Here is a 12,742-nt window from a genome sequence, read left to right as displayed (position 1 = left end):
TATGACCGGTGCGGACGGGTGGCGCGGCGGCGGGGAACTCGGGGGCGGGGAGCGGACGTTCACGGCTCTGCCGCCGGCCCAGGGCCGCGGCTTCGCGCGGAGCTGGTGGGGTCTGGCGTGGCTGAAGGCGCTGGAGGAGACGGCGCTGGACGGCCGGCAGTTGAAGAGGGGCCGTCAGCGGGCGCGGGAGGGCGCGGTCGGTGCGGTGTCGGTGCGGCCGGGGCGGATCACGGCGGTGGTGCGGGACCGCGACGGCACGCAGGTCCGTTCCGATGTGCTGGTCCAGGTGCTGTCGGCCGACGAGTGGGACCGGCTGCTGGAGATGGTGGCGGACCGGGCGGGGCATATCGCGGCGCTGCTGGACCGTGACATGCCGCCGGACCTGGCGGAGGAAGCATCGGCCTGCGGGGTCGAACTACTGCCGGGCATAGGCGACTTGGAGCCGGAGTGCGGCTGCGAGGCGTGGGACCACTGTCCGCATTCGGCGGCGCTGTGCTACCAGGTGGCCCGGTTGCTGGACGAGGATCCGTTCGTGCTGCTGCTGATGCGCGGCCGTGGTGAGCGCGAACTGCTGGACGAGTTGCAGCGGCGCAGCGCGGCGCACGCGGAAGGGGGCCGCGCTGCGGGCGGTCCGGCGGCCGAGCGGCCCGCGGCGGGGGTCGACGCCCGGGAGGTGTTCGCCGCCCGGGGCGCTGTGCCGCCGCTGCCCGCGCCACCGCCCGCCGTGGCCGAGGCGGGCGAGCCGCCCGCGCTGGGCGGGGAGGCGGCCCCGGCGGCTGGGGTCGACGTGGGCGCGCTGGAGTTCCTGGCGTCGGCCGCGGCCGTACGGGCCCAGCTGCTGCTGGCGCAGGCGCTCGCGCCCGGCCATGAGGGGACGACCGTACCGGCGCGGCTCACGGTCGGGCAGGACGCCGTGCGGCTCGCCGCGGCGGGGCCCGAACCGCGGATCGCCGCCCGGCTCGCGGCGGGCCGCGGGCGCGACGGCGCGGATCTCGCGCGGGCCGTACGGGCCTGGGGGCACGGCGGGGCCGCGGCGCTCGCCGTGCTCGACGAGGAGTGGACGCCGGGCCCGGCGGAGCTGGCGCGGGCGCGGGCCCGGCTGGACGCCGCGTGGGAGGGGGAGGAGAGTCCGCCGCGGCTGCGCGCGGCCCGCAACCGCTGGACGGTGGTGGGCGCCGACGCGCAGTTGCGATGGGCGCGGGACGGCCGGTGGTGGCCGTACCGCAAGGAGCGGGGGCGCTGGGACCCGGCCGGTCCGGGCGACGCGGATCCGGCGGCGGCGCTGGCGATGATCCTCTCCACATCCCTCATTGAGGAGTGAATCGAAGGGTTAAGCGGGGCGACACCAACGGTTTCATAGGCGATGGGCAACCTCTTCCTGAGCAGTGACAGAATGTGGTGTTCTCGCATTCGACGACCGACTGATTCAGAAAGGCCCACCGGGATGGCATTCGCCCTGTTGCGCCGTAGCAACCGCTCCGCCACGCGAGCCGCCGCACCGATACCCCGCGGCGCGGGAGCCCTCGACTGCGTCGTCCTCGACCCGGTGCAGCTGCCGCTGCACCGGGCGGAGGTCTCGGTCCGTGACACGGAGGGGCGCGAGGTGGTGCACGGCCAGACCGACCCGAACGGCTGCTTCTCGGCGACGGTGGCCCCGGGCGAGTACAGCATCGCCGTGACGTCGGACGGGTTCCAGCCCGTACGGCAGTCCTGCGAGGCGACGGTGGGCGTACGGGCCTCCACCGGCCCGCTGCGGATGGAGCTGGCCCCCTCCCCCGCCATGCCCGAGCCCGGCCGGTGGAAGGTCGATCCGGATCACACGGCCGTGCGCTTCATCGCGCGGCACATCGGGCTGGCCGAGATCCACGGCCGGTTCAACCGGTTCGAGGGCGCGCTGTGGATCGCCGAGCGCATGGAGGAGTCGCAGCTGGAGGTGACGATCGACGCGGCGAGCATCGACACGGGCGTCGAGGCGCGCGACGAGCACCTGCGCTCGAAGGACTTCCTCGACGTCAACCACTACCCGTATCTCCAGTTCGCCAGCGAGCGCTTCGTGCACCGGGGCGGCTCCCGGTGGTCGGTGCAGGGCGTGCTGAGCCTGCACGGCGTCAGCCGCAGCATCAATCTCGACACCCGCTACCTGGGCATCGGCACCGGCATCATGGGCGAGACCCGCACCGCCTGCTCGGCCGCCACCGAGCTGCACCGCGAGGACTTCACGCTGGACTGGCGCACGATGCTCGCGCGCGGCATCGCCGCGATCGGCGCGACGATCCGCATCGAGCTCGACATCCAGGCCATCCGCGACGAGTAGAGCCCACCGGGCTTCGCCCCAGCGCGAGAAGCGGTGTGTGCGGAGGGCGTGCAGAGCCTGTGTCATCCCTGGCCGGGCGTACGACGTCTGGCGCGCACGCTCGCGGCGGTGCGCCGAAACGCCCTGGCGGCTCCGGTACAAGGACCTTCCGGCGCCTGGCGATCGCACGCGCACCGGGCACCGCGCGCCGATCCGGCCAGGGGTGTGACCCCGGCCCTCAGCCGCCGGGGCTCGGCACGGGCCGCTGATGGGACAGCTCGCCGAGCCCGTCGGTGGGCAGCACCGTCGGCATCTCCGTGGGGACGCCGGTCGGCAGATCGCTCCAGATGTCGCTGGGCAGCCCGGTGGGGACGCCGGGCGGCAGGCTCGTCGGAATCCCGGTGGGGACGCTCGTCGGCAGGCGGGGCGGCGCCGATGAGGCAGGGGCCGAACCGCTCGGCGCCTGGGCCGAACCGCTGGGCGACGCGCCCTTGGCGGGCTCGCTCCCGTTCCCGCCGGTGACGGTCAGCAGCACCCCCACGGCGATGGCCGCGATCACGATCAGCAGGACGGCCGCGATAACGATCCGGCGGCGGTTGCCCCGGTCCGGCGGCGGCTGGGACCACGGCGGCTCGCCGGGGCCGAAGCCGCCGGGACCGCCGGGACCTCCAGGGCCGCCGCCCCCGCCCGGTGGCTCGCCGGGCGGACCGTAACCGCCGTAGCCGGGCGGCGGCTGGGACGGCGGCGGTGGAGGTCCGGACGGTGGGCCGGGCGGCTGTCCAGGTGGCATTGCCATACGGACCAGAGTCGCCGCCCTCGCGAGGCAGCCGCGCGCCCGTGACGAACCCGGGACACGTTTCCTGACGGACCGCTACATTCCGCCCGGGCGCGGGCCCCGGCCACGAAGTCATGACGCGGCCGCAGCGCGGCGTTGTCCGGCGGAAAGGTCCAAAAACAGTACGATTTACCGGTGACCGCCAAGATCGACATATTCCCGCCGCTGACGAATGGCGAACACTGGTGACCGCCGAGATCTCCGAGATACGCGTCGCCGAGGCGAAGGCGCGGGCCGCGCGCCTCCTTCTGGCCTTCCGCCACGGCAACCAGCAATCGTTCGACGCCGCCCTGCCCGAGGACATGGGAGCCGATGAGTCCAAGGATCTCGTCTCCGCGCTGGCCTGGGTCGCCAACGAGTCTGTACGCAAGGCGTACCAGCCCGACGTCGCCGACCGCGTGCTGCGCCACCTCGCGCGCCGCTCCCCCGACGAGCCGGGGTGGGCGCAGACCGACGAGGAGGCCGCGCCGGACGTGGCCGTGCTGCTGGAGTCCGTCTGGCATGGCGACGTGGACGCGGTGCGCGAACTGGTGCGCGCCACGCCCGACACCACCTTCGTGCTGGGCAAGCTGGTGCACGCGGTCGCGATGCTGCTGCCCTCGGTGGCCGACACGGACGTGCGCGAGGTGCTCAGTGAGCTGCGCGCAGAAACGCCTCAAGACCCGCCAGGTCATCCGTGTTGAGGTAGTCGACGCCGGCGGCGAGGAGCTCGCGCCAGACGGCCTCGCGGGCCGGTCCGGGCTCGTCGGGGGTGGCCCACCACCGTACGCGCCGGCCCTCCTCGTGCGCGGCGGCGGCGATCCGGCGCAGCTCCGCGCGCTCGTCCGGCGGCATCGGGCCGACGCCCTGCCAGCCGAAGCTGAGCGACCAGTTGTCGCTGATCAGCGGGGCGAAGGAGGCCGGCGCCGGGCCGCCGAGATCGCCCAGGCGGCCGTCGTAGAAGGCGTGCCGGACGGTCTCGGCCTCCATCGGCGCGCGGGCGCCGCGGTCGCCGGAGACGACCGCGGTCACGGCGCCGGGATGGACGCGGCCGCCGGCGCAGACGCTGAGCATGGAGCGGTAGCGGCGCAGGCGGCGGGAGAGCTCGCGGTAGGTGGGGCCACCGGGTGTCTTGATGTCGATGAGCAGTTGCAGGGAGAGCCGGTAGCCGCGGTACACGCGGCCGTGCCGTGCCCGTACGCGGCGCAGCAGCGGGTCGAGGTAGAGGGCTTCGAGGGTGCGGGCCGGGTCGAGTTCGGACGCGTCGTGGGCGACGAGGAGCCGGCCGTCGACGAGCCAGATGTCCGCTTCGACGCTGCCGAATCCGTGCCCGAGCGCGTCGGTCAGCGGGTGTGGGTGCTCGTAGTCGTTGTGCGCGTGGGCGCGGCGGAGCGGGGGTCTGCCGCGTCCGCGGTCCGCCGTGCCGGCCAGGGCCGGGGTGGCGAAGGAGCCCGCGAGCGCGGCCGCGGCCGTCACGACGGCCGCGCGGCGGGTGTGCGGGGTCCGGGTGGGCGCTGTCATGGTGCCTCCTGGGTCCGGGCGTCCCGGTCGATGTCTGCGCACATGCCTGAGTCGCTGTCTGTGAGTATCGGGGCTGAGCTGCCTGCCTGGCAGAGGCGTGCGAAGAGTTGCGCACGATGATGCCGCCCCGTCACCCGCTGTTCTCGTCCTCCTTCCGCGGCATGGTGAACTCCCTTGCGCCATGGGAGAGTTCAGGGGACGTCTGGATGTCTGGGGGGACCGTGGGGCGAGAGTCCGGCCGCGTTCGTACGGTGGTGGCGGTGTGCGCGGCGTGGGTCGCGCTGGTGGGCGGGGGCACGGCGTGGGCCGGTGACGGCGAGCCGTCCGAGGCGCTGCGGCTGGGTGTACGGACGGCGCTCGCGCCGGGCGTCGGCTACCAGGAGTTCTCGCTGCCGGCCTCGCACGGTCCGGTCCACGGGCATCTGCTGACGGTGGATCTGCGCGAGCGGCGGGTCTCCTTGGACCTGCTGCATCCGGGCGCGGTGGCCGCCCGCGCCCCCGTCTCCCGGCTGGCGGACGGGTCCGGCGCGGTGGGCGCGGTCAACGGCGACTTCTTCAACATCACGGAGGCGCAGCATCCCGGCGTCGAGCCGACCGGCGCCCCGGTGGGCCCGGCCGTCGCGGGCGGCCGGGCGTTGAAGGCGGCGGTGCCGGACGGGCAGCGCTTCGGCCCGGCGATGCCCCCGGGGGTCACCACCGAGGCGGTGCTGGGCGTCGGTACGGACCGCCGTGCGCGGCTGGACCGGCTCACGCTGGAGGGCGCGGTACTGACGGGCCGCGGCGCGCTGCGGCTGCGGGGGTTCAACCAGTACGCGCTGCCGGTGGGCGGCGTCGGGGCGTTCACCTCGCGGTGGGGCGCGGCCTCGCGGGTCCGCGCGACGTGCGGCACGGACACCGACCGGTCCGCGCCGTGCAGTACGCGGACCTATGAGGTGACCGTCCGGGGTGGGCGGGTGGTCTCCGCGGCCGAAACCCCCGGCGGCGGGCCGGTGGCGGCGGGGACGGTGGTGCTGGTCGGCCGAGAGGCGGGCGCGCGGGAGCTGCGGCGGCTGCGGGTGGGCGACCGGGTGCGGGTGGCGGAGCGGTTGCGGTCCGAGGGCCGGGGGCCGCTGCGGCTCGCGCTCGGCGGTTTTCCGGTGCTGCGCGACGACGTGCCGCTGGGCGGACTTGACACGGTGACCGCGGCCGTACGGACCTCGGCGGGCATCGGCGACCATGGGCGGCGGCTGTACCTGCTCGCGCTGGACGGCGCCGCGGAATACCGCTCCGGGCTGACTGTCAGTGAGCTGGCTTCCGTGATGCGGGAGTTGGGGGCCGACGACGCGGTGAACCTGGACGGCGGCGGTTCGTCGACCTTGGTGACGCGCGCCGCGGGTGAGGGACGCGTGAGCGTGCGCAATCATCCCTCGGGCGGCGCGGAGCGTCCGGTGCCCAATGGCATCGGAGTATTTACCCGACCTTAACCAATCGGATCATGCCACCCTTTCGAGTGACTGCGATCACCAAAGTCCGCTGCTAGCTTCTGTGTTGCTCCAGCGGCGATCACGCTGCTGTTCCGCACGGTGATGGGTGGGCATTCAATATGACGACGTCAGTGGAATCGGGTTCCGATACCGAGAATTCACCGGCGCCGCTGAGTCTGGGCACCGCCGCGGCCCGGAATCTGGCGACCACGACCAAGTCCGTACCGCAGATGCAGGGCATCAGCTCGCGCTGGCTGCTGCGCATGCTGCCCTGGGTCCAGGTCCCCGGTGGCACGTACCGCGTCAACCGGCGGCTGACGCACACGCTCGGCGACGGGCGGGTGGAGTTCGTCTCCCGCGGGTCCGAGGTCAGAGTGATCCCCGCGGAGCTCGGGGAACTGCCGCTGCTGCGCGGCTACACAGACGCAACGATTCTGCAGAGGCTCGCGGACGGCTTCACCCAGCGCGAGTTCGCCCCCGGGGACGTGCTCGCCCAGCGGGGGCAGCCGGCGGACCAGGTGGTCCTGATCGCGCACGGCAAGGTCGACCTGGTCGGCGAGGGCGCGTACGACCGGCCCAGCGTGCTGCGGGTGCTCGCCGGCGGCGAGTTCTTCGGCGACCGGACCCTGGCCTCGCCCGAGGGCGGCCTCTGGGACTTCACGGCCAGGGCGCTCACCGCCGGCACGGCGCTGACGCTGCCGCGCCAGGCGTTCGAGGAGCTGCTGGGCCGCTCCGAGGGGCTGCGCGCCCATGTCGAAACGTTTCACGCGACGCCCGGCCGCCCGCACAACGAGCACGGCGAGTCGGCGATCGACCTGGCCTCCGGGCACGAGGGCGAGCCGGTCCTCCCCGGCGTCTTCGTCGACTATGAACTCGCCCCGCGCGAATTCGAGTTGAGCGTCGCCCAGACCGTGCTGCGCGTGCACAGCCGCGTCGCCGACCTCTACAACGAGCCGATGAACCAGATCGAGCAGCAATTGCGTCTGACCGTCGAGGCGCTGAGGGAGCGCCAGGAGCACGAGATGGTCAACAACCGGGAGTTCGGGCTGCTGCACAACGCCGACCTCAAGCAGCGCATCCACACCCGCGGCGGCCCGCCCACCCCAGACGACCTCGACGAGCTGCTCGCCACGGTGTGGAAGAACCCGGGGTTCCTGCTCGCCCATCCGCGCGCCATCGCGGCGATCGGCCGGGAGCTCAACAGCCGCGGCCTCTACCCGGAGAGCGTGGACGTCGGCGGTCACGCGATCCCCGCCTGGCGCGGCGTTCCGATCCTCCCGTGCGCGAAGATCCCGGTCTCGGCGGCCGGCACCACCTCCGTACTCCTCATGCGCACCGGCGAGGAGGAGCGGGGCGTCGTGGGGCTGCACCGGACCGGAATTCCCGATGAATACCAGCCGAGCCTTTCGGTGCGCTTCATGGGCATCAACGAACAGGCCGTCCTCTCCTATCTGGTGAGCGCCTATTACTCGGCGGCCGTCCTGGTGCCCGACGCGCTCGGCATTCTTGAGGACGTCGAGGTCGGGCTCTGAGGGCCTGAGCCGCACGCACGGGGCCCGCGGTCCGGGCACCGCGCCACGAACACGTAGGGGCACGCGCGGGCACCGCGGCGCCCGTACGCCCGAGCACCGTGCCACGAGCACGCATGAGTACCGCAGCTCCACCGCTTCGCCGTTCACGCACAGAGATGGATGATCACATATGACCACGTCAGTGGAGTCCGGACGTCCCGCGCAGCCGGGTGAGGAATCGTCACAGCTCAGCCTGGGCACGGCGGCGGCACGTCAGCTGGCGACGACCACCAAGTCCGTACCGCAGATGCAGGGCATCAGCTCGCGCTGGCTGCTGCGCGTACTGCCCTGGGTGCAGGTGTCCGCGGGCACGTACCGGGTGAACCGGCGCCTCGCCTACACCGTCGGCGACGGCCGGATCGAGTTCGTCACACAGGGCGCGGAGGTCCGCGTCATCCCGCCCGAGCTGGGTGAACTGCCGCTGCTGCGCGGCTTCGAGGACAGCGCGGTACTGGAGTCGCTCGCGGGCGCGTTCGTGCAGCGGGAATACGCGCCGGGGGACGCGATCACCGAGGCGGGGCGGCCGGCGGACCGGATCTTCCTGCTGGCGCACGGCAAGGTGCGCAAGGTGGGAGCGGGTCAGTACGGCGACGAGAGCACGCTCGGCGTGCTGGGCGACGGGGACTTCTTCGGCGAGCGGGTGCCGCTGGAGCCGGACGGGACCTGGGAGTTCACGGCGCGGGCCATCACCCGCACCACCGTGCTGGCCCTCTCCCGCTTCGCCTTCCAGGAACTCGCGGACCGGTCCGAGGCCCTGCGCGCCCACGTGGCGGGGTTCGCGTCGCGGCCCACCCCGGCGCAGAACAAGCGCGGCGAGGCCGATATCGCGGTGGCCTCCGGCCATGTCGGGGAGCCCGCCATCGCGGGCACCTTCGTCGACTACGAACTCGCGCCGCGTGAGTACGAGTTGAGCGTCGCCCAGACCGTGCTGCGCGTGCACAGCCGCGTCGCCGACCTCTACAACGACCCCATGAGCCAGGTGGAGCAGCAGCTCAGGCTCACGATCGAGGCGCTGAGGGAGCGTCAGGAGCACGAGATCGTCAACAACCGGGAGTTCGGGCTGCTGCACAACGCCGACCTCAAGCAGCGCATCCACACCCACAGCGGCCCGCCCACCCCCGACGACCTCGACGAGCTGCTGTCGCGCCGCCGCAAGACGCAGTATCTGCTCGCGCACCCGCGCACGATCGCCGCGTTCGGCCGGGAGTGCAGCAGCCGCGGTCTGTACCCGAAGGAGCTCGACTTCCACGGCGCGTCCGTACGGGCCTGGCGCGGGGTGCCGCTGCTGCCGTGCAACAAGATCCCCGTCACCGACGCCGGCACCAGCTCGATCCTGGCGCTGCGCACGGGCGAGGAGAACCAGGGCGTCGTCGGCCTGCACCAGACGGGCATCCCCGACGAGTACGAGCCGAGCCTCAACGTCCGGTTCATGGGCATCAACGAACAGGCGGTGACGTCCTACCTGGTCAGCGCGTACTACTCGGCCGCTGTCCTGGTGCCGGACGCGCTCGGCGTGCTGGAGGACGTCGAGACCGGCCGCTGACCGGGACGCCGCCCGCCGGTGGAGCGGAGGGCCGGGCCGTGTCACACAGGTGACGCGGTCCGGCCCCGGCCGTCCGGCCGTCCCGGCCGAAGATGTTCGGCGGATCGGGCCGGTGAGTCCGCGGCGGCGGGTTCAAGAGGCCGAGTTCAGCACTTCCTGCTGGGCGCGCCGAAGATCGTCGGAGGGGTCGAGGCCGAGTTCGTCCCGGAGCAGGACGCGGGCCTTCTGGTACGCCTGGAGCGCCTCGACCCGGCGGCCCGCCTTGTTGAGCGCCAGTACGAGCTGGGTCTGGAACCATTCGTTGAACGGATACTCCACGACCAGGGAGCGCAGTTCCGCGACCAGTTCGTGATACCTCTTCAGCTCCATCGCCGACCGTATGTGCAGTTCGCGGACCGATACGCGTTTCTCCTCCAGTCGGCTCACATAGTTCTGGAGTACTCCGCCGCGTTCCACATTCGCCAACGGAACGCCCTGCCACATCGCGAGGGCCGACTCCGTCCACCGTGCGGACGCTTCGATGTCGCCGGCGGTCCGGCAGGCCCGCGCCCTTTCCGCGAGCCGCTCGAAGTTGCGGAAATCCAGCGACTCGTCCGGCGTCCGCAGAACATAGCCGGGCGGTGCCGTGACGATGGCGCGGTCCCCGAGCTTGTCGCCGAGCTCCATCACAAAGGCCCTGCGCAGCTGGTAGATATAGGTCTGCGCCGTGGTGATCGCGGTGCGCGGCGGATTGTCCCCCCAGAGTTCGTCAATGATGGTCTCCAGGCTGACGACATGATTCGCGCGCAGCACGAGAAGTGCCAGAACTTGTTTCACCTTGGGTGCACTGGGTGTGAATACGAGTCGTTTATTGACGGCTACGATCGGACCTAGAACCTTGAATTCCATTGCCTCTCCTGCCCTCGCCGAGGAGCTGCGGCCCGCCGTCGACCGCGTCTCTTGGGGACCATAGGAGCGAGGGAAATGGACTTCAAGGGAAGAGAACCGAAGAGACCGTGATCCCCGGGGCTTCGGAAAGCAAACTACTCCCTTGGACGCACCGGGCGCCGCCAAAAATGGCCCGCCGAGCCGCCGGTGCCGGGCACCGCCGACAGCCCGGCGGGCCGCCGGCACCGTCACCGCCAGCGCCCCGCCGGGCCTCCAGGCCGCAGGCGCCGTCACCGCCGGCGGTCCACCGGACCGCTACCCCTCGGCGGCGGCCCGGCCGTCCGCGGCCTCGGCCGGTGCGGCCTCGGTCGGCGTCTCCTCCGGCTGCAGTTCGCGCAGGAACCACGTCATGGCGAATCCGGCCAGCAGGACCACGCCGCCGATGAGGTACATGGTGTGGAAGCCGCTCGCGAAGGCGTCCATGACGGGGTGGGCGAGCCGCTTGTCGATGTTGTGCAGGAACGAGGTGTCGTTCAGGTCGATGGCCTTGCCGTTCGCGGACTTCGCCATCTCCAGGAAGCGGTGGTTGGCGGGGTCGGCCGCGACCGCGGGGTCGGCGACGACGGGCGCGAGGCGGGGCCCGTGCAGCAGGTCGGAGATCTTGGCCAGGGCCACCCCGAACATGACGGAGAACAGCACGGCGACGCCCGTCGAACCGCCGATCTGGCGGCACAGCCCGGACGCGGCGTTGGCCACTCCCAGTTCGCTCTTGGGGGCCGCGTTCTGCATGGCCAGGGTGACGACGGTCTGGGCGAGGCCGATGCCCACGCCCAGCCATCCGGCGAGGAGGGCGACCGTCCACAGCGGGGTGCCGGCGTCGATGACGCTGAGGACCAGCAGGGCGCCGGCCATCGAGCCCAGCCCCACGATCGCCAGCTTCTTGAACCTGCCCGAGGCGGAGATCAGCTTGCCGGAGACGATCTGGGAGGCGATGGTGCCGACCATCAGCGGGATGACGACGAGCCCCGCCTGGGTCGGTGTGCGCCCCTGCACCAGCTGGAGGAAGAGCGGCAGGGTGGTCACCGCGCCGAAGATGCCGACGCCGACGGTGAAGTTGACCATGGTGCACAGGGCGACGCCGCCGGTCTTGAAGAGCCGCAGCGGCAGCATGGCCTCCGCTCCCCGGCGCGATTCGACCATCAGGAACAGTACGAGCCCGACGACGCCGAGGCCGATGAGGGCCAGCGCGGTGGGCGAGGACCACCCCCAGGCCCGGCCCTGTTCGGCGACGATCAGCAGGGGCACCAGGAACAGCGCGAGGAGCAGGGCGCCCAGAAAGTCGACGCGGTGCTCGGTGCGCTGGTGCGGCAGATCGAGCGCCTTGCGGACGGTGAACAGGGCCAGCAGCCCGAGGGGCACGTTGGCCACGAAGATCCAGCGCCAGCCGTCGAGCCCGAGGGTGTGCCCCATGCCCGCGAGCGCGCCGCCCGCCAGCGGGCCGATGACGCTCGCCGCGACCCAGGCCATCTGGAGGTAGGCGAAGTAGCGGCCGCGCTCGCGGACCGGTGCGAGGTCGGCGACGATCGCCGTCGGCAGCGACATCAGCCCGCCGCCGCCCAGCCCCTGGAGGGCGCGGAAGAGGGCCAGCTGCTCCATGTTCTGAGCCATGCCGCACAGGCACGACCCCACGATGAAGACGCCGATGGCCGCGAGGTAGAGGGGCTTGCGGCCGTAGATGTCGGAGAGCTTGCCGTAGAAGGGCATGGACAGCGCGGCGGCGATCAGGTAGGCGGTGGTCGCCCATGCCTGCACCGTCTGTCCGTGCAGCTGGTCGGCGATGGTGCGCATGGCCGTCGCGACGACGGTCTGGTCCAGCGCCGCGAGGAGCACCGCCAGCAGCAGACCGGACATCGCCGTCATGATCTGCGCGTGGGTGAACCCGGCGGCGCCCTTATCCGTGGTGGCGCTCGGACTCGTGGGTGACACGGTTTCCTCATTCCCCGGCCGGTCGGGTCACCGGCCCTGTACGCAGACGTTCCGACAAGCCCTTGCCGTGTGCCGAAGGTAGCCAGAGGTTACTCTTTTTGACAAGCTCTTGTCGAAATGCGAGTGGCGCGAAATAGGCTGAAGCCATGACATCGCCAACGCCCCGATCGGATGCCGTGGTGGAGCTGACCGCCGAGGTCTTCGCGGTCAACGGCCGCCTGCTGCGCGCCGGAGACCAGCTGTCCGCCGACGCGGGGCTCACCTCGGCCCGCTGGCAGGTGGCGGGCCTGCTGCTGGACGGCCCGGCCACGGTCGCCCAGCTCGCCCGCGAACGGGGCCTGCGCCGCCAGGCCGTCCAGCAGACCGTCGACCGCCTCCGCGCCGAGGGCATGGTCGCGACCAGCCCCAACCCGCACGACCAGCGCAGCCCGCTGGTCGAGCTGACGGACGCCGGCCGGGGCGCGCTCGACGACCTCGCCCCGCGCGAACAGCGGTGGCTCGACGAGCTGTCGGCTGGCATCACCGCCGAGGATCTGCGCGTCGCGGTCGAGGTGCTGCGGGCCGTACGCACCCGGCTCGACGCCCAGCTGGACGAGAGCAGCCCGGCCCCGCGGGCCGGCCGCCGGCCCTCGAAGCGGGCTCCAAGCCGCCTTGAACACCGCGGGCCACTCTGACCTGAATCGA

Annotated in this window: 11 protein-coding genes; 7 read left to right on the top strand and 4 right to left on the bottom strand. The window is 72.3% G+C overall.

Annotation, left to right across the window (positions count from 1 at the left end; genetic code table 11):
• Position 1 precedes the first annotated feature (1 nt).
• Together AC07AB_RS32275 and AC07AB_RS32270 are read left to right on the top strand one after the other, a co-directional pair.
• Positions 2 to 1,321, top strand: a complete 1,320-nt coding sequence (locus tag AC07AB_RS32275) for an SWF or SNF family helicase (protein ID WP_478574476.1) — start codon at positions 2 to 4, stop codon at positions 1,319 to 1,321.
• 123 nt (positions 1,322 to 1,444) lie between these two features.
• On the top strand, positions 1,445 to 2,314 hold the full coding sequence (locus tag AC07AB_RS32270; RefSeq protein WP_478574473.1) for a YceI family protein: 870 nt from the start codon (positions 1,445 to 1,447) through the stop codon (positions 2,312 to 2,314).
• A gap of 217 nt (positions 2,315 to 2,531) precedes the next feature.
• On the opposite strand, the gene AC07AB_RS32265 is transcribed toward AC07AB_RS32270, so the two are convergent.
• The gene (locus AC07AB_RS32265) at positions 2,532 to 3,089 is read right to left on the bottom strand and encodes a hypothetical protein (RefSeq protein ID WP_478574470.1); all 558 of its coding nucleotides are present in this window, start codon (positions 3,087 to 3,089) and stop codon (positions 2,532 to 2,534) included.
• Between the two features lie 224 nt (positions 3,090 to 3,313).
• Between AC07AB_RS32265 and AC07AB_RS32260 the strand changes: the two genes are divergently transcribed.
• Positions 3,314 to 3,811, top strand: a complete 498-nt coding sequence (locus tag AC07AB_RS32260; RefSeq protein ID WP_478574467.1) for a hypothetical protein — start codon at positions 3,314 to 3,316, stop codon at positions 3,809 to 3,811.
• On the opposite strand, the gene AC07AB_RS32255 is transcribed toward AC07AB_RS32260, so the two are convergent.
• Positions 3,759 to 4,628 (bottom strand): phosphatidylinositol-specific phospholipase C/glycerophosphodiester phosphodiesterase family protein, encoded by an 870-nt coding sequence (locus AC07AB_RS32255; RefSeq protein WP_478574464.1) that lies wholly within the window; start codon positions 4,626 to 4,628, stop codon positions 3,759 to 3,761. The two genes, AC07AB_RS32260 and AC07AB_RS32255, sit on opposite strands and share 53 nt — an antisense overlap.
• Positions 4,629 to 4,834: 206 nt before the next feature.
• Here AC07AB_RS32255 and AC07AB_RS32250 point away from each other — a divergent pair, with 206 nt between their 5' ends.
• The 3 genes from AC07AB_RS32250 (at position 4,835) to AC07AB_RS32240 (ending at position 9,205) form a co-directional block, all read left to right on the top strand.
• Entirely contained in the window at positions 4,835 to 6,091 is a 1,257-nt protein-coding gene (locus AC07AB_RS32250) for a phosphodiester glycosidase family protein (protein ID WP_478574461.1), read from the top strand.
• Between the two features lie 119 nt (positions 6,092 to 6,210).
• Positions 6,211 to 7,623 (top strand): family 2B encapsulin nanocompartment shell protein, encoded by a 1,413-nt coding sequence (locus AC07AB_RS32245; protein ID WP_478574458.1) that lies wholly within the window; start codon positions 6,211 to 6,213, stop codon positions 7,621 to 7,623.
• 169 nt (positions 7,624 to 7,792) lie between these two features.
• The gene (locus tag AC07AB_RS32240) at positions 7,793 to 9,205 is read left to right on the top strand and encodes a family 2B encapsulin nanocompartment shell protein (protein ID WP_478574455.1); all 1,413 of its coding nucleotides are present in this window, start codon (positions 7,793 to 7,795) and stop codon (positions 9,203 to 9,205) included.
• A 132-nt stretch (positions 9,206 to 9,337) separates the two neighbouring features.
• Here the strand turns inward: AC07AB_RS32240 and AC07AB_RS32235 are convergent, their stop codons facing one another.
• Positions 9,338 to 10,021, bottom strand: coding sequence for an AfsR/SARP family transcriptional regulator (locus AC07AB_RS32235; protein ID WP_478574452.1), 684 nt, complete (start codon positions 10,019 to 10,021; stop codon positions 9,338 to 9,340).
• Between the two features lie 366 nt (positions 10,022 to 10,387).
• Positions 10,388 to 12,058 (bottom strand): MDR family MFS transporter, encoded by a 1,671-nt coding sequence (locus AC07AB_RS32230; protein WP_478574449.1) that lies wholly within the window; start codon positions 12,056 to 12,058, stop codon positions 10,388 to 10,390.
• A gap of 146 nt (positions 12,059 to 12,204) precedes the next feature.
• On the opposite strand from AC07AB_RS32230, the gene AC07AB_RS32225 reads away from it, so the two are divergent.
• Entirely contained in the window at positions 12,205 to 12,732 is a 528-nt protein-coding gene (locus AC07AB_RS32225) for a MarR family winged helix-turn-helix transcriptional regulator (RefSeq protein ID WP_478574446.1), read from the top strand.
• Positions 12,733 to 12,742 lie beyond the last annotated feature (10 nt).

Source organism: Streptomyces sp. NPDC044033 (assembly GCF_056434425.1).
The sequence above is the reverse complement of the archived record's forward strand: the minus strand, read 5'-3'. Positions and strand labels throughout refer to the sequence as shown.

Coding starts and splice junctions, on each gene's coding strand:
- AC07AB_RS32275 (WP_478574476.1), top strand. CDS start 2: ATGACCGGTGCGGACGGGTGGCGCGGCGGCGGGGAACTCGGGGGCGGG.
- AC07AB_RS32255 (WP_478574464.1), bottom strand. CDS start 4,628: ATGACAGCGCCCACCCGGACCCCGCACACCCGCCGCGCGGCCGTCGTG.
- AC07AB_RS32240 (WP_478574455.1), top strand. CDS start 7,793: ATGACCACGTCAGTGGAGTCCGGACGTCCCGCGCAGCCGGGTGAGGAA.
- AC07AB_RS32250 (WP_478574461.1), top strand. CDS start 4,835: ATGTCTGGGGGGACCGTGGGGCGAGAGTCCGGCCGCGTTCGTACGGTG.
- AC07AB_RS32270 (WP_478574473.1), top strand. CDS start 1,445: ATGGCATTCGCCCTGTTGCGCCGTAGCAACCGCTCCGCCACGCGAGCC.
- AC07AB_RS32265 (WP_478574470.1), bottom strand. CDS start 3,089: ATGGCAATGCCACCTGGACAGCCGCCCGGCCCACCGTCCGGACCTCCA.
- AC07AB_RS32225 (WP_478574446.1), top strand. CDS start 12,205: ATGACATCGCCAACGCCCCGATCGGATGCCGTGGTGGAGCTGACCGCC.
- AC07AB_RS32245 (WP_478574458.1), top strand. CDS start 6,211: ATGACGACGTCAGTGGAATCGGGTTCCGATACCGAGAATTCACCGGCG.